This window comes from Sorangium sp. So ce726, assembly GCF_051521405.1.
Classification (GTDB): domain Bacteria; phylum Myxococcota_A; class Polyangia; order Polyangiales; family Polyangiaceae; genus Sorangium.
In genome coordinates this window covers 13326522-13349606 of record NZ_CP150349.1, presented here as the reverse complement: position 1 = coordinate 13349606, position 23085 = coordinate 13326522, and the positions used below count along the sequence as shown (strand labels likewise).

The 23085-nt window shown below is 71.7% G+C and carries 17 protein-coding genes; 9 read left to right on the top strand and 8 right to left on the bottom strand.

Annotated elements, in window-relative coordinates; genetic code table 11:
• Window positions 1-547 precede the first annotated feature (547 nt).
• Window positions 548-3919, top strand: a complete 3372-nt coding sequence (locus WME79_RS49795) for a hypothetical protein (protein WP_437530351.1) — start codon at window positions 548-550, stop codon at window positions 3917-3919.
• Here WME79_RS49795 and WME79_RS49790 read toward each other — a convergent pair.
• A complete protein-coding gene (locus WME79_RS49790; protein ID WP_437530349.1) occupies window positions 3887-4066 on the bottom strand; it encodes a hypothetical protein in 180 nt (59 codons plus the stop codon). The two genes, WME79_RS49795 and WME79_RS49790, sit on opposite strands and share 33 nt — an antisense overlap.
• Window positions 4067-4182: 116 nt before the next feature.
• Between WME79_RS49790 and WME79_RS49785 the strand changes: the two genes are divergently transcribed.
• Both WME79_RS49785 and WME79_RS49780 read left to right on the top strand, forming a co-directional pair.
• On the top strand, window positions 4183-5325 hold the full coding sequence (locus WME79_RS49785) for an acyl-CoA dehydrogenase family protein (RefSeq protein WP_437540104.1): 1143 nt from the start codon (window positions 4183-4185) through the stop codon (window positions 5323-5325).
• A 203-nt stretch (window positions 5326-5528) separates the two neighbouring features.
• On the top strand, window positions 5529-6719 hold the full coding sequence (locus WME79_RS49780; protein WP_437530346.1) for a glycosyltransferase: 1191 nt from the start codon (window positions 5529-5531) through the stop codon (window positions 6717-6719).
• 75 nt (window positions 6720-6794) lie between these two features.
• On the opposite strand, the gene chrA is transcribed toward WME79_RS49780, so the two are convergent.
• The 3 genes from chrA to WME79_RS49765 form a co-directional block, all read right to left on the bottom strand.
• Window positions 6795-8012: a chromate efflux transporter gene (chrA, locus tag WME79_RS49775; protein ID WP_437530344.1), complete on the bottom strand. Its 1218-nt coding sequence runs from the start codon at window positions 8010-8012 to the stop codon at window positions 6795-6797.
• A gap of 93 nt (window positions 8013-8105) precedes the next feature.
• On the bottom strand, window positions 8106-10274 hold the full coding sequence (locus WME79_RS49770; RefSeq protein WP_437530341.1) for a VWA domain-containing protein: 2169 nt from the start codon (window positions 10272-10274) through the stop codon (window positions 8106-8108).
• A gap of 240 nt (window positions 10275-10514) precedes the next feature.
• Window positions 10515-10709, bottom strand: a complete 195-nt coding sequence (locus WME79_RS49765; protein WP_437530338.1) for a DUF5522 domain-containing protein — start codon at window positions 10707-10709, stop codon at window positions 10515-10517.
• A gap of 147 nt (window positions 10710-10856) precedes the next feature.
• Here WME79_RS49765 and WME79_RS49760 point away from each other — a divergent pair, with 147 nt between their 5' ends.
• Complete coding sequence (locus WME79_RS49760) at window positions 10857-12809, top strand: hypothetical protein (RefSeq protein WP_437530336.1); 1953 nt, start codon at window positions 10857-10859, stop codon at window positions 12807-12809.
• A gap of 38 nt (window positions 12810-12847) precedes the next feature.
• Here WME79_RS49760 and efp read toward each other — a convergent pair whose 3' ends face one another.
• Window positions 12848-13411 (bottom strand): elongation factor P, encoded by a 564-nt coding sequence (efp, locus tag WME79_RS49755; RefSeq protein WP_437530333.1) that lies wholly within the window; start codon window positions 13409-13411, stop codon window positions 12848-12850.
• A gap of 254 nt (window positions 13412-13665) precedes the next feature.
• On the opposite strand from efp, the gene WME79_RS49750 reads away from it, so the two are divergent.
• Entirely contained in the window at window positions 13666-14526 is an 861-nt protein-coding gene (locus tag WME79_RS49750; protein WP_272096939.1) for a tetratricopeptide repeat protein, read from the top strand.
• 59 nt (window positions 14527-14585) lie between these two features.
• On the opposite strand, the gene WME79_RS49745 is transcribed toward WME79_RS49750, so the two are convergent.
• A complete protein-coding gene (locus tag WME79_RS49745; RefSeq protein ID WP_437530328.1) occupies window positions 14586-15608 on the bottom strand; it encodes a hypothetical protein in 1023 nt (340 codons plus the stop codon).
• A 61-nt stretch (window positions 15609-15669) separates the two neighbouring features.
• Window positions 15670-17658, bottom strand: a complete 1989-nt coding sequence (gene htpG, locus WME79_RS49740) for a molecular chaperone HtpG (RefSeq protein ID WP_437530325.1) — start codon at window positions 17656-17658, stop codon at window positions 15670-15672.
• 402 nt (window positions 17659-18060) lie between these two features.
• Here htpG and WME79_RS49735 point away from each other — a divergent pair, with 402 nt between their 5' ends.
• From WME79_RS49735 to hisN, 3 genes are all read left to right on the top strand, one after another.
• Window positions 18061-19149 carry a hypothetical protein gene (locus WME79_RS49735; RefSeq protein WP_437530322.1) on the top strand — a complete coding sequence of 363 codons (1089 nt, stop codon included), beginning with the start codon at window positions 18061-18063 and terminating at the stop codon, window positions 19147-19149.
• A 95-nt stretch (window positions 19150-19244) separates the two neighbouring features.
• Complete coding sequence (locus WME79_RS49730) at window positions 19245-20243, top strand: alpha/beta hydrolase (RefSeq protein ID WP_437530319.1); 999 nt, start codon at window positions 19245-19247, stop codon at window positions 20241-20243.
• A gap of 118 nt (window positions 20244-20361) precedes the next feature.
• Entirely contained in the window at window positions 20362-21159 is a 798-nt protein-coding gene (gene hisN / locus WME79_RS49725) for a histidinol-phosphatase (RefSeq protein WP_437530316.1), read from the top strand.
• 21 nt (window positions 21160-21180) lie between these two features.
• On the opposite strand, the gene WME79_RS49720 is transcribed toward hisN, so the two are convergent.
• Window positions 21181-21876, bottom strand: coding sequence for a TetR/AcrR family transcriptional regulator (locus tag WME79_RS49720; protein WP_437530314.1), 696 nt, complete (start codon window positions 21874-21876; stop codon window positions 21181-21183).
• 116 nt (window positions 21877-21992) lie between these two features.
• Here WME79_RS49720 and WME79_RS49715 point away from each other — a divergent pair, with 116 nt between their 5' ends.
• On the top strand, window positions 21993-22625 hold the full coding sequence (locus WME79_RS49715; protein ID WP_437530311.1) for a hypothetical protein: 633 nt from the start codon (window positions 21993-21995) through the stop codon (window positions 22623-22625).
• Window positions 22626-23085 lie beyond the last annotated feature (460 nt).

Genomic DNA, 23085 nt, shown 5'->3' with positions numbered 1-23085 from the left:
GGGACACAAAGCCAAGTGGTAGAGCGTGCTGCTGGAGGAGATCTCCATTCTGGAGCAGCTCGCCATGATGAGAAGAAGAAGGTGAGCGCCGTTTTCTGGAATCAAGACACAGTCCCCGCGGCAGACTGGTTCACTGGTATCGTTTCGTACGCGGCGCGATCAAAATAGGACATCACCGGCTACCAGCCGGAGCTGCTGGGCGCCATCAGGGCACGACAGCTTCACTACTTCTTCTTTCCTTGCAGGGTTATTGGGCCCAGACATCGGGTGCTTCGGAGGCTGCCCCCTCGCTTGTTCGTTATCGCAACTTGGGATCCCGGGGTTCCTGACCCACGGTCCGGTCCGAGGCCCACAATCGCGGATCGCGATCGGCCATCGATGCACCTCGCCCCTCTTGGCGTCCTGTCTACCGTTTCCTGACCCACTGCGAGCGTGCGGATGGCGTCCGCGCTAGGCTCGGCCGCCTCCTCGAGCGGCCACGCGGACAAGGAGACCCGAGCGCGAGCGAAGGATGCGTCGTCCCCGATCCCCCCTCTCCCCCCGATCCGTGATCCCCGCCCTGCTCGTGCCGCTCGCCTGCGGCGCGGGTGCATGCTCCGGCGGCTCCCTGCGGGACGCGCCCGCACAGGCCGGCACCGCGGCGCACGCGCCCGGCACCAGCCCGGCCCCGGCCCCCGCCTCGGAGAGCGCGCCCTCGATCGGCGCCGCCGCGACCGCCCTCGCGAGCGTGGCTCCCCCCGGCCGCACGCCGCTCGGCACGGCGGCGGTGCAGCCGCTCCCGTTCACGATCGAGCCATCGCTCGACCGCCGCTCGGTGCTGCTCCTCTCCAAGCTGTCGTCGGATCGCGCCGGCTGGGTCAGGCGGCTCGACGCTGCCACCGGCGAGCTCGGACCGCCGCACCTGCTCCTCGACGAGGACCTCGCCGGCGCCTACTCCTCCCCGGACGGGACCACCACGCTGCTCACCTCGCAGGGCGACGAGCTCTGCGTGACGGCCATCCTCCCCGGCGAGGCCTCGGCCGCAGCGCGCAGGTGCACCCCGATCCGCGCGCACGCCATGGCCGCCGTGGGCGAGCGCGTCGCGCTGCTCGAGCTCGCCGAGACCGCGCCGCGCGGCAGCTCCACGACGCCGGCGCAGCGCGCCTCGCGCGAGCGCTCTGCGGCCGCGAAGCCCACGCGCAAAACACCCGACCGCAAGGCGACGGTGGGGAAGTCGAGGAAGCCGGCAAAGGCCTCCGGCGCGAGCGGCAAGGCGACGCGGAAGAAGCGCGGCGAGCGCCGCGGGCACGAGGGTCGGCCCACGAAGACCACGCGCCCCGCGCCCCGGCCGAAGCGGCCGGAGCCGCTGCCTGAGGTCGAGGTGCGGCTCCGCTGGGTCTCGCCGTCCGAAGGGATCGCGGCCACGTCGTCCCCCACCGGGCTGCGCTTCCGGCCGCCGCTCGACGGCATGGGGCTCATCGACGCAGGCGGGCGGCCAGGCGCGATCGATCTCTTGTTCTACGCGGCGAGCTCGAAGAAAACGAGCACGTCGTGGCTCGGGAGCGCGCAGATCGCCTTCGCCTCGCTCGGCGAGGATGGCAAGCTCGATCCAGGCCGGCGCGGCGTCGTGGTCGAGGGCGATCTCGAGTACGGCGCGCTGCGCGGCCACCAGGCTCCGCGCCTCGTGACGGCGAGCGCGGGCGCCGTGGTCGTCGACGTCACCGGCCGCAACGGGGCCTGCCAGGCGACGCGCGTCGCGCCCTCGCTCCAGCGGCTGGTCGCCGGCGCCGCGCCCAGGGCGGTCTGCGCCGTGGATCCGGCGCGCCTCGCGGACGCGACCCCGGTCGCGCCGGCCGAGATCGGCGCGCTCGAGCGCATCGCCGCGAGCGGCGCCCGGCGCGCCCCGGGGCAGCCGGGGTACGATCCTGGGCTCGCCGCGTGGGCGGGAGATCGCGCGTACTTCCAGACGATCTCCGGCGGGCTCTTCTCGGCCTCACGCGCCGACGGGCAGCCGCGCCGCGAGCCGGACCCGTTCCCGGCGCGGCGCGCGCGCATCGCGTGGGGCGCGCTCGCGACGGACGGCGAGGGGCTCGCCTTCGCCGCTGGGCAGCTCCACCGGCTCGACGCGCGCGCCCTGGTCACCGCGGCGGCGGCACCGGAGAGCGGCGGCGGCGCGCCGGGCACGCCGATCGGCGAGCCGGAGCGCCCCACCGACAGGCGGCGCGCCGCGCGCATCGGGTCGTCCTGGTGGCTCGCGAGGACCGACGTGGCGCGGCTCCTGCCCGAACCGCTCGTGGTGCCCGCGCTGCGGGGGCGCGCGCACGAGGACAGCACGGCGCTCGTCGGCGGCCGCGAGCGCGGGCTCTTCCTCGAGGTGCTCGGCGACAGGCTCCAGATCACCGGGATCGACGCCTCGGGCGCCCTCACCGGGCTGGGCGCTCAGGGCGGGCCCGCGCCCGGCGCGCCCGACACCGACGCCGCAGGCCGCGCGCCGCTTGCCATCGCGTCGCCGGTGCGCGCGGGGTTCGACGCCTGCGAGCGCCGCGGCGGCGGAGCCCTCCTCGCCGGCGTGAGCGCCGCGGATCCGCGCAAGGTCGTGGCGCTCTCGATCGACGCGCTCGGCCGGCCCGGCGCGGCGCGCGCGACCTCGCTGCCGATCGTCGAGGGCGACCTCGCGGTGCGGCTCGTCGCCCTGCCCGAGGGGGGCGCGCTGCTCAGCGACGCGGCCCGGCGCCACGTGGTGTGGCTGGACGACGAAGGCGCCGAGCTCGCGTCGCAGCCCTGGCCGGCCGACGACACCGGCGCGCTCTGCGTCGACGGGCAGCCCGCGCGGCGCGCGGTCCCGGCCCCGTCGCCCGGCGCCTTCGTGACCGTCCCGGAGCTCGCGGCGCCCGGCGCCTGCGTGGTGGGCGATGCTGTCTGGGCCTCCGACGGCAGCCTGCGGTGGTTCGGAAGCGCGGTGAGCGGCCTCGACGCGCAGGCCGAAGCCGGCGTCGCGCGCCTCGCTCCCCCCGCGCTGCCCGCGAGCGCGGGCGCGGCGGCGCGCTCGGCCGCAGGAGAGCCCGCGGAGGCGCCCGCCACCGCGCTGCCGGGCGCGCCCGCGTGTCCGGCGGACATGGTGGCCATCGACGGCGGCCGCTTCTGCATCGATCGCTTCGAGGCGATGCTCGTCGACGGCGCCACCGGACAGGCGCTCTCGCCCGACTACCCGTCGACCCCGAACCTGCTCGAGCTCACCCTCGCCGACTGGTCGACCGGCCTGCGGCGGATCGGCGACGTCCACGCGCGCGCCTTCCCCCTGCCCCTGCTCGCCGCCTGGCAGCGCGGCCGGGCGATCGCCGCCCTTGCCCGCTCGCGGTCCGGGGTGCGGCCGAGCGGCTACGTGACAGGCCTCGTGGCCGAGAGCGCCTGCGCTGCGGCCGGCAAGCGGCTCTGCTCGGTCGACGAGTTCGTCACGGCGTGCCGCGGCGAGGACGACACGCTGTACCCGTATGGCGACACGTTCGAGGAGGGCGCGTGCAATGTCTTCCGGCCGGCGCACCCCGCTGCTCTGCTCCACGGCAATGCGTCGATTGGCCACCTGGATCCCCGGCTGAACCGCGTGCGCAGCGCCCGGGAGCCGCTGCTCCGGGAGACGGGCGGCAGCCCGCGGTGCAGGAGCCGCTGGGGCAGCGACGCGGTCTACGATCTCGTGGGCAACCTCGATGAGTGGGTGAACGAGCCGGGCGGAGCGTTCGCAGGCGGCTTCTACTCACGCTCGACCCGCGCCGGCTGCGAGGCCCTCGTCACAGCCCACCCGAGGAGCTACCTCGATTACTCGACCGGCGTCCGGTGCTGCCAGGACGGGCCCTCGCCCCCGGCGCCAGCGACGGACGCGCCGCCGGACGCCCCGGCCGCTCCCGCCAGCTCAGAGCCGCGGCCGCCCGGGCATCTGCCGTAGCATCCCGGTCACGGCGAAGGCGGCGGAAATCACGAGGAGCGCGGGGGTCCACGGGTGCACGGTCAGCACACCGAACACAGCGAGCAGCCAGGTCAACAGCGAGACCAGCACCACGCTCCAGAGCACCACATCGGTCCAGCTTCTCATTCGTGCCCCTTTCGATGAGGGTCCGTCCACGGACGAGGCGAACGGCGTGCCACCCCATCGCTGACGCGCGGCCCCGCGTGCTACGTTGGGCCGCGATGAGCGCGTCATCCCCCGCAATGGCAAGCGATCTGGAAAACCCGACGGAAGAGCACCGGATGCTGCGGCAAATGGTGCGCGATTTCGCCCGTGAGGTCGTCGAGCCACAGGCCGACGAGCACGACCGGAACGCCACCCTGAACGTTCCCCTGATGCGGCGGCTCGGCGAGCTCGGCCTGCTCGGGGTGACCGTGCCGTCGGAGTACGGGGGCGCGGGCATGGATGCGGTCGCCGCGGTGATCGTCCACCACGAGCTCGCGAAGAGCGATCCCGGGTTCACGCTCGCGTACCTCGCCCACGCGATGTTGTTCGTGAACAACTTCTTCCACGCCGGCAATGACGAGCAGCGCGCGCGGTACCTGCCGAAGGTGCTCTCCGGCGAGTGGATCGGCGCGATGGGCATGACCGAGCCGACGAGCGGGACAGACGTCCTCGGCATGAAGACGTTCGCCCGGCGCGACGGGGATCGGTACATCCTGAAGGGGCGCAAAGCGCTCATCACGAACGCCCCGGAGGCCCAGATCTTCCTGGTCTATGCGACCATCGAGGGCCGGGTCACGACCTTCGTGGTGGAGCGGGGGTTCCCCGGGTTCTCGACCGACGAGAAGACCCCGAAGATGGGAATGCGGGGAAGCACGATGAGCGAGCTCCTCTTCGACGACTGCGTCGTGCCCGCCTGGAACGTCCTGGGCCCGGAGGGGGGCGGCATCCGCAACATGATGAGGAACCTGGAGCTGGAGCGCCTCACGCTCGCGGCCATGAGCCTGGGAATCGCGGACCGCTGTCTGGAGATCATGATCCAGTACGCCGGAGAGCGGAGGAGCTTCGGCAAGCCCATCGCCGAGCACGGGCAGATCCAGCGCTACATCGCGGAGAGCTACGCCAAGACCGAGGCGGCGCGCGCCCTCATCTACGCGGTGGCGCGCAACGTCAGCCCCGAGCGGAGAAACCGGCTCGGGACGGACGCGGCAAAGCTCTTCGCCGCGCCGGTGGGCAAGGAGGTGGCCGACAACGCCATGCAGGTGCTCGGCGGCTGGGGCTACTGCACCGAGTACAAGGTGGAGCGGTTCTTCCGTGACGCCAAGCTGCTCGAGATCGGCGGCGGCACGCTCGAGTCGCACCAGAAGAACATCACGCGCGAGCTGATCGGCCGCATCAGCTGACGCTGACCGGTCGCGCCGATGGGCACGCGTGCCTCGGCGCGCGTGTGTCGGCGACGGATCCTGTGTAAACCCTCGAGTTCGTACCGGCCATCACGGTGTGTCATGGGCGATGAGGGCCTGTCACGCCTCGGTCGCGAAAAGTCAGCGCTGGGTTTGCGGTCCGGCCATCGAGACGCCACGCGTTTCGATCAGCATAGCCATCCATGGATTGGGGAGATTTGGCGACGGTCGCGCCGACGGCGCTGTCATCCACCATCTACGCGACGATCCAGGCCTCCTTCCTCTGGAGGATCGCGCGGCACCGGCTCGTGGCGCCGGTCCAAGCGTGGCGGCCGTCGGGGGCGACCCCGTTCGTCAGCATCCTCAAGCCCGTCGCGGGCGTCGACGACGGGCTCGCCGACAACCTCGAATCCTTCGCCCGGCTGGATTACCCCTGTTACGAGATCGTCTTCGGCGTCGCCTCGCGCGAAGACCGGGCTGTGCCGGTGATCCAGGCCTTCATTGCGGCGCACCCCGAGGTGAAGGCGCGGCTCTGCCTGACGGATCCGAGCGAGGCGTTGAATCCGAAGGTGGCGCAGCTCCTCGAGCTCGAGCGCAGAGCCGAGGGCAGCGTCCTCGTCATCTCGGACGCGAACGTGTGTGTCCGTCCAGACTACCTCCGCTCGCTGCTGTCGATCTTGATGCGGCCCGGCGTGGGGCTCGTCTCGAGCGTTGTCGTGGGCACGGGGGAGCGGACGCTCGGCGCGGTGGTCGAGAACGCGCAGCTCGGGGCGTTCATCGCGCCCGGGGTCGTCGCCGCCGCCGAGCTCGCGGGGCGGTCGATCAGCGTGGGCAAATCGATGGCGATGCGGCGGGTCGATCTCGCGCGGGTGGGCGGGTTCGAGAGCGTGGCCCACGTGCTGGCGGAGGACGACATGCTCGGACAGCGCTTCAGCGCGTGCGGGTTCGTGGTCGATCTCTGCCTGGATCCGATCGAGAACCGCAACACGAGCTGCTCTCTCACGCGCATGCTGGATCGACACACCCGCTGGGCGAAGATGCGGCGCACGCTCGTTCCGCTCTGCTTCGCGGCGGAGCCGTTCAACTCGCCGCTGCTCATCGCGTGGCTCACGTTGCTGCTCAACCCGTCGGGCCTCGCGCTGGAGATGTGGCTGTTCGCCTGGACGCTGCAGAGCCTGGGGACCTTCCTGGCCTTGAAGATGCTGCGCCCGACGCGCTCCAACCTGGCGCTGGTGGCGGTGGAGCCGCTCCGGACGCTGTGCTGGTTCTTCTGCTGGCTGAACGCGTATTCGAACCGGCGGGTCGCCTGGCGAGGCAACGCGTTCTACATCGGGCCCGGGACGGCGCTGGTGGCCGCGGACGAGCCGTCTTCCTTGCGATCGCCCGCCAGGTAGCGGGGAGAGGGCTCCCGGGCTGATCTCCGGGCGCGAGAGCGGCGAGAAGGGGCCGGAACAGCGAGGGGCGCCGGTTCAGAGGTGAACCGACGCGACGCCGATGACGGCGCCGGCCAGGATGAGCCAGAGCGAGCTCACGCGGTACCGGATGAGCAGGAGCGCTGCCGCGATGGCCAGAGCGCCCGTGAGCCAATCGACCACCGCCGCGCGGGCGAGGCGGAACGAGACGACCGCCATCAGGGCGAGCGACGCCGCGTTCACGCCGTCCAGGAAGGCCGAGGCCACGGCGGAACGGCGGACGCGGGGGATCAGCGGTCCGCTCAGCGCGACGAAGAAGAACGCAGGAAGGAAGATGCCCGCCGTGGCGACCAGCGCGCCCGGGACGCGGCCCAGGAGATAACCGATGAAGGTGGCCGCCGTGAAGACGGGGCCGGGCGTCACCTGGCCGACCGCCACCGCGTCGAGCAGCTGCGCCTCCGTCATCCACCGGTATCGCTCGACGAGATCGGCGCGGAGAAACGCGAGGAGCACATAACCACTCCCGAAGAGGACCGAGCCCACCTTGGCGAAGAACAGGAACAGCGGCAGGAGCCCGAACGGCGCGCCCACCGCAGCGGCCGTCGCGGCGGCGCCGCCAGCGACGGCGGCGCCGCCGGCGAGCGGGACCGGGACGGCGACGGCCGCCGCGCCGGGAGACGGGCCCGCGGGGCGCCCGGCCGCGAGCCGGTGCGAGACGGCGAGCACGCCCGCGCCGGCCAGGACCGCGAGCTCGTGGATCCCGAAGAGGCTCGCGCCCGCGCAGAGCGCCGCGAGGCCGAGCGAGCGCGGCGAGCGCAGCCCGGCGCGGCCGAGACCCCAGAGCGCCTGGGCCACGACCGCGATGATCACCGGCTTCACCCCGTAGAGGAGCGCCGACATCTCCGGCACCGCGCCGAACCGGACATAGCCCCACGCGAACCCGAGCGTGATGAGCGCCGCCGGCACGATGAAGCACCCTCCGGCCACGAGCAGGCCCGCCCAGCCCGCCCGGCGATGCCCGATGTGGATCGCAAGCTCGGTCGAGCTGGGTCCCGGGATGAGGTTCGTGGCACCATAGAGATCGAGGAAGTCCTCGCGCGTCATCCAGCCGCGCCGACGGACCACCTCGTCCTCCATCATGGCCACATGGGCCGCGGGGCCGCCGAAGGCCGTGGCGCCCAGCCGGAAGAAGAGCCGCGCGAGCTCCCAGAGCGCCGCGCCGCGGCCCTCGCCGGACGTCGCCGCCCCCTCCCTGCTGACAGAGTCGTTGCCCATGATGCGTGCCGCGTGGAACAGGCCTCGCCGGGCCTCCAGGGAGCCGCCGAGCCCTCTCGGCGGCTCCCGGGCGCCGCGAGCGCCGGGTGATCATCAGTCGATGGGGGGCACCGGGATCTCCGGCGGGACGAGGAAGAAGACCTTGCGGGTGCTGAGCGTGGTCACGCTGTCGCCGGTGACGACGATGTTCGCCGTGAACACCTGCGGCTCCGTCGTCGGAGGCACCGAGACGTTGGTCTTCGGGATCACGTCGAAGCAGACCGTGGGCCCGGGGAACACGTTGGTATAGGTATCCGCGACGCCATCGACGTTCTTGTCGATGACCCTGAGGCCGGTGGTGCAGGGCTCAGGAGCGTTGTTGTTCGCGATGATCTTGTCGATGAACGCGCTCGCGGCGTCGACCGCGTCGGTCTCGTCTGCCACCGCCGCCGCCGAGATGTCGAGCGTGACATAGGTCGTGAGCACCTTGATCGCCTGCACGACAGCCAGGTTCAGCCCGGCGCCGCTGCTGGCGACCCGGAACACGAGCGGGCACTTGCCGTTCTCCATCGTCACGCCGCTCCCGTTCTCGCCGATGCAGCACTGTCCCACCGCGCACCGCGGCGGGCGCGTGCCCTCCGGTCCCCACGCCGCCGGCGGGACCACCGAGCCCGTCGCCACCGCGCCGGCCGTCAGGTCGGCTTGCGCGTCGACCGAATTGGAGGCCACCATGCCGATGAGGCGGCCTCCCACGCCGGTCAACGCCTGCAGCGCCTGCACATGGGTCGGCGACTCCACCCTGGCCCTGGAGTAGTTGTGCTGTATGAGCGTCCCGTTGTGGCTCGGCGTGTCGGTGATGATCACCACGATGGGCAGCGAGCCAAAGCGGAAGCCCACGCCACCGATGGTCCCGACCGTCTCGCCCGCCGGGATCATGCCCGGCGGAGCGGTCAGCGGATTGAACATGGGCACGTCGGCGCCGCCCTTGTTCGTGCCCGCCCCGGTCGCGATCTGATAAAGAGCCTCCCAGCCGCTCTCCGGGATATCGCCGCCGGCATCGGCCTTGAGGTCGTTCACCGCGTCCTGCACCGACTCGCGCCCTTCCGGCGTGAGGACGCTCATCACCCGGTGCTCCAGGTAGAACGGCTGGTCGTCGGGGCCCCCGTAGGAGTCGATCGGGAAGTCCTTGTACTGAGTCACCCCGATGCCGATGTTCGGGATCTCCTCGGCGAGCTGAACGATCATCTCCTGGAGCGCGCCCTTCAGATTGTTGATCTGGCCGCCCATGGTCGCGGTGGTGTCCATCCCGAACACCACGTCGGCCTGCGAGATGTTGGTCGAGAAATCCAGCGTGTCCTGCGCCGGATCCGGGCGGCCCTGATAAGGCACGATGAACACGAAGTCCCCGCTCTCCCGCGGGTTGTCCAGGTCGTCGTTCGGGTCCGTGCCGGCGGCCTGCTCGATGAGGTCGTTCACGCCGTCCTCGTCCGTGTCCTCGCTCGCGGTGCTGGACTCGCCCGGGTCGAGCACGCCGTCGCAGTTGACGTCCTCGAGCTCGTCGAGCAGGCCGTCGTTGTCGCTGTCCAGGTCGAGGAAATCGCCGCCGCCATCCATGTCGCTGTCGACGGGCGGCCGCTCGGGATCGCCGTCGCCGCGCTCGATCGAATCGGGCCGGCAGTCATCGTCCGAGTCGAGATCTCGAAACGCCGGGATCTCGTCGCCGTCGGCGTCGAGCTCTCTCTCGAACCGGTCCAGGATATCGTCGTCGTCGGAGTCCCTGTCGCGGAAATCAGGCCACCTGTCGCCGTCGGTGTTCACCGGATCGAGCGGGTCCGACCCGATCTCGACCACATCCAGGAGGCCGTCGCCGTCATCGTCGGGATCCACATAATCGGCGGTTCCATCGCCGTCGCGATCGCCGTCGCCGTCGTCCTCGTCGGGCAGCCCGTTGTTGTCGGAGTCCTCGTCGCGATAATCCGGCACGCCGTCGCCGTCGCTGTCAGGCGGCTCCGCTTCCCCTGGGAAGGGGGCGCCCTCGATCTTGTCCGACAGCCCGTCGCCGTCGGAGTCGGTGTCCTCGAAATCCGGCTGACCGTCGCGATCCGTGTCGACCGCATCGTCGCGCCCTTCAACCGCGTCGCTGATCCCATCACCGTCCGTGTCCGCGCTCGGCTGCTCCGTCGGCGGATCGTGGGACGGCGGTCTGTTCGCCGACGTGGCGTCGCAGCCGATCGGCACGGAGAGCAAGAGGCAGCAGAGCAGAGGGTGAAGACTGCGACGCATAGGAGCTCCTGCGCGAATGTGGGCGCGAAATCCTAGACGCTTCACGCAATCCGGATCAACCGACATTCATGGTGCGCCGGGGCTCTCCGCCCGTCATCAACCGCAGACGGATTGCCGCCCAGAGGTCATCGCGGGACGCCGGCGCGCGTGCGCAACAGCTCCTGCGATACCGTCACGGCGGCACGTTGCATGGCGCCGCTCGCCGCGATCCGCCGCGGAGGCTCGACCGCTGCGCCGGCGTCAGGGGAGCTTCAGCCGAGGCAGCGCGACGGTGATCGACTCTGCCGGCGCCTTCTCCCGGTAAGGGCAGTGGCGGCACTTGGAGTTACAGCAGTATCCCCGTTTCAGGTGATACGCCTCCGTGAAAACCACCCGGCCTCCCTCGAGGTAATAGTCTTCGCCTTCGACGGCCCTGGGAGGCTTCGGCCCGCTCATCTACCCTCGATCAAGCTACTCCGAAAGGCGCACCCGCGCCATCCGGCGCGCGGTTGGATGGCGCGCCGGCTCCACGACGCCCGCCCGCCGCCCGTGCTACGCCTGCGCCGCCCGCCGCACACCGGTGCGCCGACGGGTCCGCCCGCGATGCCCGATCGATCCTGCTCGAAGCTCCTCCGCGCCCTGCTCCCGCTCCTCGCCGCCGCCGGCTGCGATGGCTGCCCGAGCTCCAGGCCCTACACGCCCTACACGCTCGGCTCGGCGACGCCCTCCGGCTCCCCGCCCCCGCTGAGCGGCGTCGGCCCTGGCGCGGAGACGGCCGGCCCCGAGGCCGACGCCGGCGCGCCGGACGCCGCAGCGCCTCGGTTCGCGGTCGTGCCGAGCGTCCCGGCGCCAGAAGGGGGCAAGCAATGGCCGCTCGAGGGCGGCGCCGTGGCCGCGGCGCCGACGGGGCGCACGTTCGAGACCGGGCTCCTCCTCGACGTCGACGGGGACGGCGCGCGCGATCTCGTCGCCTGGGCGCGGTCGCCCGACGGCCTGCGCGGCGAGCTCCTGCTTGCGCCCGCCGCGCGGCCGCAGGCGCTGCGCACGCTCACCGCGCTCCCCGGCGATCTCGACGCGCAGGGGTGCACCCCGCGCGTCGGCCTCAGCCAGATTGGCCCCTCCGCGCTCGCCTTCGATTTCGCCCCGCAGTGCGGCGGCGCTCACCGCGGCGCCGCGGGCGCGGGCGCCACGCGCTGGATCGCCGTGATCCGCCTCCCCGGGCCCGCCGCGGGCGCGGGCGCGCCGCCGGAGCTCGCCCTGGAGCTCCGCCTCCGCGCGCCGCCTGCGGAGGAAGCGCTCTCCGCCTCCCTCGAGGTCGCCGACCGTGACGCGGACGGCCGCGACGATCTCATCGTCTCGGTCGGAATCGAAGGCGCCCTGCGCCCGTTCCCCGCGGCGGCGGGCGCCGCGTCCGGGGTCCGCGCCCCGCTGGTCTTCCTGGATCGCCCCGCCGGCCTCTCGCGCGACGCGGCCCAGCCCGGCGAGGCGCTGCGCGCCCTCGCCGCCTCCCTGCTCCGGGACGCGCGCGGCAAGTCGACAGCGCCGGCCGTGGCCGCCTCCGCCCAGCGGCTGCGCCGGTTCCACGCCGCCCTCTGCGCCGACGCCGCCAGCGGCGCTGGAGCGACCGCCGGCCGCGACGCCACGCGCGCCGGCGAGGCGCTCGTCTGGACGGGCGCTGGCCCGGTGCGCTGCGGCGAGCCGGGGCTCGCGGCCGCCATCGACCACGCCGAGGCGGTCGCGGCGTCCACGCGGGGCGCGCCGCTCGCGGCCATCGCGGCGCTCGACCGCGGCGGCGCCGAGGCGCGCACCAAGGAGGACGGCAAGCTCCTCGCGAAGCTCGCGCCGCCGGCGACAGCCGCCGCCGTGTACCGCACCGCCGCTGCCCCGCAGCCGACCAGGACCGGCGCCTTCGGCCCGCTCGCGTTCGAGGCGAGCGGCGCCCTGCTGGTCCGCACCGCGCAGGGCGTCGTCCGCGTCGACCCGGCGACCTCCGCCGAGTCCGCGACGGACATCCCTCCCTGGCCCGCCGCCGTCCACGCCGGGCCCGCGGAGCTCGTCGCCGTCGAGCGGCGCTGCGACGCGCCCACCTTGCTCGCGCTCTTCCGCAGCTCGCCCGATGCCGTCGGCGAGATGGAGGTCCCGCTCCCGCTGCTCCGCGGCCAGGGGCCTCGCGCCCGGCCCGGCGCGGCTGCGCCCGAGCGCTGCGCCGGGACCGAGCGCCTGCCCTTCGTTCCGCTCGCCGCGTCCGAGCGCGGCTTCGACATCGCCCTCGGCGCAGCGCTGCTCTCGATCGACCTGCGGGCGGCCGCGCCGGCCTCGTCTGCGCTGTCGTTCCCGCTCACCACGCCCGCGCCTCAGGGCGCGGCGCGGTCGCCGGACGGCGCCACGCTGGCGGTCCCCGCCGCCGGCGGGCTCCTTGTGGCGACCGCGGGCGGCGCAGCGCGCCTCTGGACAGGCAACGACCTCGCGCAGGCGACGGCGTGCGCGCCGGCCAACGGAGGAGCCCGCGTCGCGTGCGTCGCCGGCGCGGCTGCAGTGATCTTCGAGGCGAAGTGACCCCCGTCGGCCCGTGGACCCCGGGGGTCAGCCGGGAATCAGCCCTTGTTGACGCGCTCCAGGTACTTGCCGTCGGCCGTGTCGATCTTGATCCACTCGCCCTCCTTCACGAAGAGCGGAACGTTGACGGTCGCGCCCGTCGACACCGTGGCGGGCTTGGTGGCGCCGCTCGCCGTGTCGCCCTTGACGCCCGGCTCGCTGCTCACGATCTGGAGCACCACGTGCGGGGGCATGCTGACGCCGATCGGCAGCCCGTTGAACAGGGTCACGTCGATCGACATCCCGTCGCTCAGCCACTTGGAGTCATCGCCGATCTTGTCGCCGGGGACCGTGAGCTGCTCGCCGGTCGCCGCGTCCATGAACACGAAGTCGGTGCCCTCCGGATAGATGTACTGGAGGCTGCGCTCCTCCACGTCTGCCGGCTCCAGCTTCTCGCCCGATTTGTACGTGCGCTCGAGCACGGCGCCCGTCGCCATGTTCCGGATCTTGACGCGGGTGAACGCCTGCCCCTTTCCCGGCTTGACGAACTGGAAGTCGATGACCGAGTAGGGCTGGCCGTCGACCATAAACTTGAGGCCTTTTCGGATGTCGCTTGTGTCCATGGGGAGAGCTTCCTGGTAGCGTAAGGGCGGCCTGTCGGCGAGGCCTGGGATCCGCGTCCGCGGCACCCTGGCGCGGCTCGGGGGTCCGCGTCCGCGGCCCCTTCCACGGGTCGGGGGTCCGCGAACGCGGCCCTCTTCCCACAGGTCGGGGGTCCGCGTTCGCGGCCCCCTTCCCACAGGTCGGGGGTCCGCGTTCGCGGCCCCCTTAGCACGAGCGCAGCCTCCTGCACAGGGCACGGTTTCAGGACCTGAAAATGCACGACTTCGACGACGAGCTCAGGGAGATCAAGCGTGAGATCGTGGAATCCCGTGGGCTCATCATCAAGACGAACAACCTCACGAACGCCCTCGCCGCGGATCTGAAGAGCATCTCCAAGCGCCAGATGGCGTACGAGCGGCGCGCCTTCTGGAACAGCGCGAGCGCGAACCTGCTCTTCGTGATCGTGGTGATCGGCGTGGTCAAGCTCGCCTGGGACGCACGCGTCGACGCCGTCCAGGCCGAGACCAAGGGCGCGCGCGACCGCATCGCGAAGCACGAGGCCGATCTCAAGGAGATGCAGCAGCGGAGCGACGCGCGCGCCAAGGCCGAGAGCGACGCCGCGGCGTTCTACGAGCTCATCCGTGCCGAGCGGCGACAGGAGGTGATCGAGGGCTTCGAGGCGCTGCGCAAGGCGCCGCTCACCCGGGCCGAGCTCGCGTTCTTCTCGGACTCCGTCGACAAGGCGCGCTCGGAGCTCTCGATCAAATCGTACCAGACGGGCCTCGATCACATGCGGACGGGCCGCTGGCACGAGGCCGCGGTCGCCTTCGAGGACGCGATCCGGCAGAAGGAGACGGCGTCGCACACCCCGTCGGCCCGCCTCAACCTGGCGCGCGCCTACCGCAGGCTGAACCGGCAGCGCGACGCGATTCCGCTGCTCATGACGCTCTCCGAGGCGTCGCCCGATCGGGAGGTCATGGATGACGCGACCTTCCTCCTCGCCGAGTGCCTCCTCGACATCCAGGCCTGGAACGACGCGAAGACGACCTTGCGGTCGTTCATCCGCCGCTTCCCGGACAGCGCGTACATCAACGACGCGCGCCTCGCGCTGGCCGACGTCTCGCTCCGGCACTGACGCGCGCCGCCACGACCGGCTGGCGCTCGCCCACGCGGCGCCGCGGCGGCGGGACAACGTCAGGGCCGGCGCCGCACGTCGATCTGGCGCGGCTCGTCCTTCTTCTTGAACCAGCTGGATCGGAGCTGCCGGCGGAGGCCTGACGCGAACAGGCAGTCGCGGAACGCGTTCTGCTCGAAGGTCACCGCGCTGTGCGCGAGCGGGACCTGGATGAAGATGGCGCGGCCATCCAGGAGCTGCTTGCGCGTGAGCTCGCCCGGGCGGCGCTCGTGCAGGCAGGCGACGCCCTGCGCCTCGAGCGCGCGCTCGAGCTCGAGGTTGAGCCGCCGCACGTCGCCCGCGACGAAGTGGCTGATGAGCTTGTGCCTTTCCCGCCCCGATTGGCCCTTCCGCTCGAGCACCCAGTCGCGGAACGCGTCGACCTCGCCGTACAGCGCGTCGAACAGGTACACCTCGTTCACCTCGCAGCCGCCGTGGCGCAGGCACGCGGCCGCGACGCGGTAGCCGCCCGAGTGCGCCGACAGGCAGAGCGTCCCGAGCTTGGCCTGCCGCGGGATGGCGCAATCGCCGAGCGCCCGCCGCGCCGAGGGGGCCGCGAGCACCGACGCGAGCTCGCCGCACAGCCGCCGGAGGCCGCCCTTCTGCCCCAGCTTGCCCGGGGGCGACTCCGCCGCGTTCACCGCGCACTGCGGCACCACGAGCACCGCGTTCTGCTTGCTCTCGTGCAGCTGCTCGCGGAGCTTGTGCGCCGCGATGGCCCGCTCCGCGGTCGTGACGTGGCCGTGGAAGTGGATCACGAGGTCGAGCTCATCGCTCTCCGGCGCGCGGTAATGGGCCGGCACGAAGACCATCGCCGTGGCGTCCTGGTAGGGAGCCCCGTCGCAGGGAAACGGCGCGTTCGACAGCTCGATCTTCAGCGTCACGCCGATGTCCGACGCCTCGACGGCTCTCACCCTGGAGGCCGTCCTGGCGAGCGCCGTCGCCGGCGCCCAGAGCCCCGGCGCGGCCAAGGCGCCGCCCGCCACGCCGAGCGCACGAAGGAAGGCCCGGCGGCCGAGCGCCGGTGGTGCGAAACGGGACATCTGGCGACCTCGTCCCGCGCCTATCACCGACGCTCGATCCCGGCCAAGAAACCGCGGCTCGTCAGGGCTGTCCGACTGCGGCGGAGCTGACCTGCGCGAGCAGGTCCTGGATGCGCCGGACGAGCTTCGCCGGCTCCTGCACCACGCCCTCGACGAGGAGGGCCTGGTCGAGGAGGAGCTCGGACCACTGCTTCACCCGCTCCGAGCCGGGCTCGCGCCCCGCCAGGATGTTGAGGTTCTTCACCACCGGGTGACCCGGGTTGAGCTCCAGGATCCGCTTGGATTCCTCGGTGTTCTGGTCGATGAGCTTCATGATCCGCTCGAGGTTCGCCCCTGGGTCCCCCTCGGCGGCGACGAGGCAGCTCGCGCTGTCGGTCAGGCGCCGCGAGACGCGCACGTCCTTCACCCGGTCGCCCAGCGCCGCCTTGACCGCCGCCACGGCCGCGTCCACCGACTCCTCCGGCTGGTCCTTCTTCTCCGGCTCGGCGCCGAGGTCGACATCGCCGTGCATCACGCTCTTGAGGCGGCGCTTGTCGAACTCGTTCAGCGACTTCACGAACCACTCGTCGACCGGATCCACGAGGAACAGCACGTCGTAGCCGCGCTTCCGGAACGCCTCGAGGTGCGGGCTCTGCTCGACCGCGTGGCGGCCGAGCCCCGTCACGTAATAGATCTCCTTCTGCGCCTCCGGCATCTTCGCCACGTAGTCGCGGAGCGAGATGACCTTGCCGGCCTCCGTGTTCATCGACTCGAACCTGCAGAGCTCGGCGATCGCGTCCTTGTTCTTCCAGTCGTTGGTGATCCCTTCCTTGATGACCCGGCCGAACTCCTTCCAGAAGGCCGCGTAGCGCTCGGGATCCGACTCGGAGAGGTCCTTGAGCGACTTGAGCACCTGCTTGACGATCTGCTGCTCGATCTGGGAGAGCGTGCGGTTCTCCTGGAGCATCTCGCGCGAGACGTTCAGCGAGAGATCCTCGGAGTCGACGACGCCGCGCAGGAAGCGCAGGTACATCGGCGTCAGCTTGTCGCAGTCCTCGACGATGAGGACCCGCTTCGCGTAGAGGCGCACGCCCCTGCGGTCCTTGTGGAACATGTCCGCCGGCGCCTTCTCGGGCACGTAGAGAAGGGCGTGGAACTGCACGGGCGCGTCGATCGACAGGTGCACGGTGAGCAGCGGCTTCTCCCCCTCGTAGCCGCCGGTCACGTGCCGGAAGAACTCCGCGTGCTGCTCCTCGGTGATCTGCGACTTGGGCAGCGTCCAGAGCGCGGCCGAGCGGTTCGCGACCTCGTCGTTCACCTTGATGGGGAAATGAACGAAATCCGAGTACTTGCGGATGATGTCCTTGACCCGCCACGCCTTCGTGTACTCGCGCGCGTCCTCCTTGAGGTGGAGGACGATCTTCGTGCCCGGGTGCTCGCGATCGCCGGGGGCCACGGTGAAGGAGCCCGCGCCGGACGAGCGCCACAGGACGGGCTCCGCGCCCGGGAGCATCGAGCGGGTCTGCACGTCGACGCGCGAGGCGACCATGAACGCGGCGTAGAAGCCGACGCCGAACTGGCCGATGAGCTGGAGCTTGCCGCCGTCCTTCTTCTGCTTGGCGGCCTCAGCATTGACCTTCAGGAACTCCAGCGACCCCGAGCGGGCGATGGTGCCGAGGTTCTGCACCACCTCGTCCCGGGTCATCCCGATGCCGTTGTCCTCGATGGTGAGGGTATGGGCGGCGTCGTCGAGCGTGATGAGGATCGCGGGCTCGCCGGCTTGTTCAGCGACGCCTTCGCGCGTGAGGGCCAGGAAGCGGGCCTTGTCGAGCGCGTCCGACGCGTTCGAGATGAGCTCGCGGAGGAAGACCTCCTGGTTTGCGTAGAGCGAGTTGATGACCAGCGCGAGGACCTGCTGCACCTCGGCCTGGAAGGGGAGCTCGACCGCGCCGGCGGCCTTGGCCTCCTCGGACGGGGTCGACGCGGGCGTCTCCGGGCCCGGAGCCGCACCCGAAGGCTCGGCAGAGGGCGTGGAACCGCTGGTTTCGGGGTTCGTGCTTTCCGTGTTCATGTCGGCGACCAAATGGATCCGATTTTCGAAAGGGCAATCCCCCGGAGCGCTGCGGAGCGTCCCCAAAACGCGCCGCGGTGTGTCGCCTCGCTCCGAGCGCGCTCCGCGGCCAGCTCGGGGCCCCGCCGCCGCGGCGCCGCCCCGGTCGAGGTGAGGGGCACACCAGGCCGCGGGCCGACGCCTGCGTCGGGGTCGGGATCTGCGCGCCGGGTCGTCACGTTCAGGTCGCTGTGCGCGAACCCCGCATCCCTGCCCGGCTTTTCCGGTGGGTAAGGGTTTCTTCATCAGGTCGCCGGAGCTAGATTCACCGGCGTTGCACCCTCGCCGTCGGGGAGATCTGTTGTGGTAGCACTTCTCCGTGCAGTACTCCGTGTTCTCCCGGCAATCGGCGTCCTGGCCGGGATGCTGGCGCTCGCGGGGTGCGGCGATCGGAGCAAGACGGCCGAGCAGGACGTGAAGCGTCCGCCCGCTGTGCTCCAGTTCGACGGCTATGTCTACGTCCCGACCGGGACAAGCGATTTCAAGATCCTCGAGCGCGTGCGGACGCAGACGCGATCGGTGTTCACGGGGCTGCGGAAGTCCCGGGTGATGGTGAGCCGGCGCGAGGTCCAGGGAGCGACCACGGACAACTTCGCCAAGGAGGCCGTGACCGTCGTCGACGCCGCGGGGCACCGCACCCTCGCGCTCCGCGTGCGGTACCGCTTCGTGGCCCGGCCGGAGGTCGCGAACGGCATCGACGATCGCAAGGAGCTCCCGCTCGCGCTCCTGCACCGGGAAGATGACGAGGTCGCGGAGCGCATCTACGAGGAGTGCACGCCGCCCCAGGAGCGGAGGAAGGGGGACGCCAGCGCCGCCGGCCTCGACTTCGATCCGTCCCTTCCGAGCTGCAAGGCCGCGATGGCCGCGGAGCAGGCGGCGATCGACGCGGCGCGCGCGAAGGTGCCCGAGCTCGCGGGCGGGCCGCCGGCCTCCGCCAAGGACACCGTGGTCCCGATCGAGGAGATGCGGCGCCTGTACATCCCGACCCAGGTGACCGTCGAGCTCCGCGATCGCAGGCCGGGCGAGGTCACGCCGCGCTTCGTCCCGGTGGATCGACCGGAGAAAGAGGACGCGCGGGTCGCGACCGCGGAGCCGCGCGGCGCCGAGGGCTCCGGGGCGCTCGAGCCGGCGGCGGTGCTCATCGATCCGGATCTCAGGACGGAGCGGACGCCAGAGGAGAGGGCGATCGCCGAGGGGACCCTGCTGCCGAAGATGCCCGCGGCCGGCGGCACGGGCGTCGCGAGCGGCGCGAGCGGCGGGAGGCGGATCGAGGTCGTGAGCCCCGCGGTGGCGCAGGCGCAGCAGCGAAAGGCGGAGGCCGCCGCGACCGCGAACGAGCGCTTCGAGATCCCGTTCGAGACGCTGACCGACCCGAAGTTCCTGGTGGTCTGGTTCAGCCTGCTAATGGCGTACCCGATCCTCCGGGGCGATCCGCGGAAGAAGAAGCGCTGACGCGCGCCTCGCCGAGAGGGGCGACGGCGCAGCGCTCGGACCGGCATGGACACGGACCGCCGCGATCGCGGGAGCCGTCCGCTACGATGCCCGCCATGATGCTTCGCCTGATGAAGATGTTCGGCCTCGCGTTCGTGGAGACCACGACCGAACGCGCCCGCCGGGGGCCTGCGCGCCCGAGCTGGGGCTTCGGCTTCGAGTGGGTGGTCCGCTTTCTCCGCCGCGATTTCATCCAGCTGCTCGACCGGCCCTACCCGGAGGTCAGGGCCGAGCTCGACGCGCGCCCGTACTCCCAGAAGGCCGTTCGGCGCGTGAAGCGCACGGACGACACCTTGAAGGGCATCCCCGCTGTCTGGTTCGAGCCTCCGGGCGCGGCGCCGCGCGGTGTCGTCCTCTACCTCCACGGCGGCTCGTACCTGTTCGGCTCCACGAGGACCCACGCGGACCTCATGGCGCGGCTCGCGCTGGCGAGCGGCGCCCGCGTCGTGGGCATCGACTACCGGCTCGCGCCGGAGCACCGCTATCCCGCGCAGCTCGAGGACGCGCTCGCCGCCTTTGACGCCCTGGTCGAGCGCGGCCATGCGCCGGCGGAGATCGCGCTCGCCGGCGACTCCGCCGGCGGCAACCTCGCGCTCGTCACGCAGCTCGCGCTGCGCGACCGCGGCGCGCAGCCGCGCTGCGCCGCGCTCATCTCTCCCTGGCTCGACCTCACCTCGAGCAGCGCCTCGGCGCGCGCGAACGACTCGACCGATTACGGCACCCGGGAGGGCCTCTTGCGCCAGGCGCGCGATTTCGCGGGCGAAACCCCGCTGGACGATCCCCGGCTGTCACCGCTCCATGCGCGCCTCGACGGGCTGGCCTCGCTGCTCATCCAGGTCGGCGACGCCGAGCGACTCCACGACGAGGGCCAGGAGCTCGCGCGGCGCGCCCGCGAGGCGGGCGTCGACGTCACGCTCGACGTGCTGCGGGACATGCCCCACAACGGGCCGGTGCTGGCCGACTTCCACCCGGAGGGCGCGCGGGGCACGGACACGCTGGGCTCGTATCTCCGAGCGAGCCTGTCGTCGGGCGCCCGCGTGGGCGACGCGGCCTGATACGGCCTGATGCGGCGCTCGCTCCCGGGCGCTGCGAGGCGAGGTGGTTGCCGTGAGCGGGCGGCGCGCGTAGGGGATCGCGCCGTGAGGCTCGCCTCGAGGGCCCACGGAGGAGACGATGACCCCTTCCCAGGACCTGGTCGAGCTGGCAGAGCGGCTCGCGGACGCCAGCGGCGCCGTGATCCGGCGCTATTTTCGCAAGGGCATCGAGGCCGACGACAAGGCGGACGCGAGCCCTGTCACGGTCGCTGACCGCGAGGCCGAGGCGGCGATACGCGAGCTCCTTGCCGCGCGCGCCCCGGGCCACGGGATCGTGGGAGAGGAGTTCGGCCGCCAGAACGAGGGGGCGGAGCTCGTGTGGGTGCTCGATCCCATCGACGGGACGAAGGCGTTCCTCACGGGCAAGCCGCTCTTCGGCACGCTCATCGCCCTGCTGCACCGGGGTCGGCCGGTGCTCGGCGTCATCGATCAGCCCGTCCTAGGGGATCGCTGGCTCGGCGTCCTGGGCCGGCAGACGCTCTGGAACGGCGCGCCGGCGCGCGTCCGCGCGTGCGCGGGGCTGCCGCTCGCGCGCCTCTCCACCACAGGCCCGCAGTACTTCCCGCCGGCGAAGGCCCGCGCCTTCGGGGAGGTCGCGTCCCGGGCCAAGCTCGTGAGCTACGGCGGGGATTGTTACCAGTATGGCCTCGTGGCGAGCGGCAGCATCGATGTGGTCGTCGAGTACGGCCTCAAGCTCCACGATTTCGCGGCGCTCGTCCCGGTGATCACCGGCGCCGGAGGGGTCATGACGGACTGGGAAGGGCGCCCGCTCGACGCCGCGAGCGCCGGTGACGTGGTGGCCGCCGGCGACCCGCGCACCCACGCCGAGGTGCTCGCCGCGCTCCGCGCCGGCGATCCCCGGCAGGGCGCGCGCTGACGCCGGCGCGCCGGCGGCGCCTCACGCCCGGAGCCCTCGGAACTGGAGGGCGAGGGAGCTCTTCAGCACAGGATCCAGCGCCGCGCCGAGCGTCACGAAGCCGCTGAGCCAGGACAGGAGCGCCGCGAAGTAGAGGGCGAACACGTTGTGCGCCGCGGCGAGCGGGTCGATGTCGCCCGCGACCTCGCCGCGCGCCTGGGCGTCGCGCACGAGGCCCGCGATGCGGTGCAGGAACGCGAACGTGAGCGCGTTCAGCCGCTCTCCGTTCGGACCCGACGCACCGGGAAACGCCTTCACGAACGCCTGCGAGACGAGCGGCTGCTCGCCGTACATCGCGAACAGCCGCTGGAAGACGTGGAGCAGCTGAGGGAGCAGGGGCTCTTTGCGCGGCAGCCCCTCGAACGCCGCGTCGACCACGGCGCCGAGCCGGTCGTGCATCACCATCATGAGCAGGTCGGCCTTGTCGCGCGCGTGAACGAACACCGTCCCCGTCGCGACCTCCGCGCGCTCCGCCACCGCCTTGGTCGTCGTGTCGTCGTACCCGAGCTCGGTGAAGAGCGCCCACGCGGCGTCCCGGATCCGCCGGCGGGTGTCGAGCTTCTGCTGGGCGCGCCCGCCGCGCTCGGGGGCCGGCGCGATCGACGCCGACGCGACCGGAGCTCGCGGCGCCGCGGATCGCTTCCGGCGTTTCGTCGCGCCTGGAATGACCTTGCTCATCGACTGGGAACTCTGTTGCCGCGGATGCCTCCGCGTCAAGCGGCGATCTCCTTGACAGAACGGGCGCGAAGAATGACCATGGTCAGTGACTGAAGTCATCGAACGAGGGTGGTGCCATGGCTCTGGTGCATTACGACGAAGGCCTCACGATGCGGGAGGCGCGGGCGCTCTACTTCGAGGTGAACCGCTTCGGCGCGGACGGCGGGTACGGCGACGCGTGGGTCGACTTCAAGCTCGGTCCGCTCCCCGTCCCGTTCCCGAACACCCCGGCGCGCGTGCGCGCCGTGCGTTACCACGACCTGCACCACGTGCTGACGGGCTACGACACGAACGCGATCGGCGAGTTCGAGATCGCGGCCTGGGAGCTCGGCGCCGGCTGCAAGGGCTTCGTGGCGGCCTGGCAGCTCAACCTGGGCGGCCTCTTCGCGGGGCTGCTCTCGGCCCCGCGCCGGACGGTCCGCGCGTTCTTCCGCGGCCGCCGCAGCGAGAGCCTGTATGGCCGCCCGTTCGAGGAGCTGCTCGATCGAGAGGTCGGCGAGCTGCGCAGGGAGATGCGCGTCGATGAGGGTTCTTCGTCCGGTTCCAGCCCGGCGGCGCTCGACGTGCTCTGGCTCGCGCTCGCGAGCCTCGCGGGGCTCGTGGTCGGCGTCCTCGGGTTCGCGACGGCGCTCGTCGTGGCGCCGATCGGGATCGTGAACCTCGCGCTGCGCCGGCACCGCGCGCGCAGCGCCGCGGAAGCCGGGGCCTGAGCGCGAGGAGCCTGCCGGCGTTCAACCCCCGAGCAGATCACGAGGGTTCAACGAACCCCCAACACCTTCTCGCATACTCCACGACCACCTTTGCGAGACCATGCTCAATCGATGACACATCCACGCGAACAAAATCGCCCTTGAGAGGCCCACCGGAAGCAAGGACAGTATACGGGCCGTTATCGGACGGACCTCTACCGCCATCAAGCTTTATGATGACGATCGCCCCGTCGCTGCGCATGCGCTCCAAGATCGGGAGGACCGCATCGATTCCTGTCCACTGCGCTGGAACTGGGGTCAAACCAAGGTGGCTCGCTACCATTGGAATGAGTCTGTAGTCACGTTTGGCCATGAAAACCCCCGGGATGTGGCACGGTAGCCTCCTGTCAAAACGCAGTCTCGATACCCTTCACGAAGGGGGTTCCGAAGAAGTCTGAACCGCCAAGATCGTCGACAACCT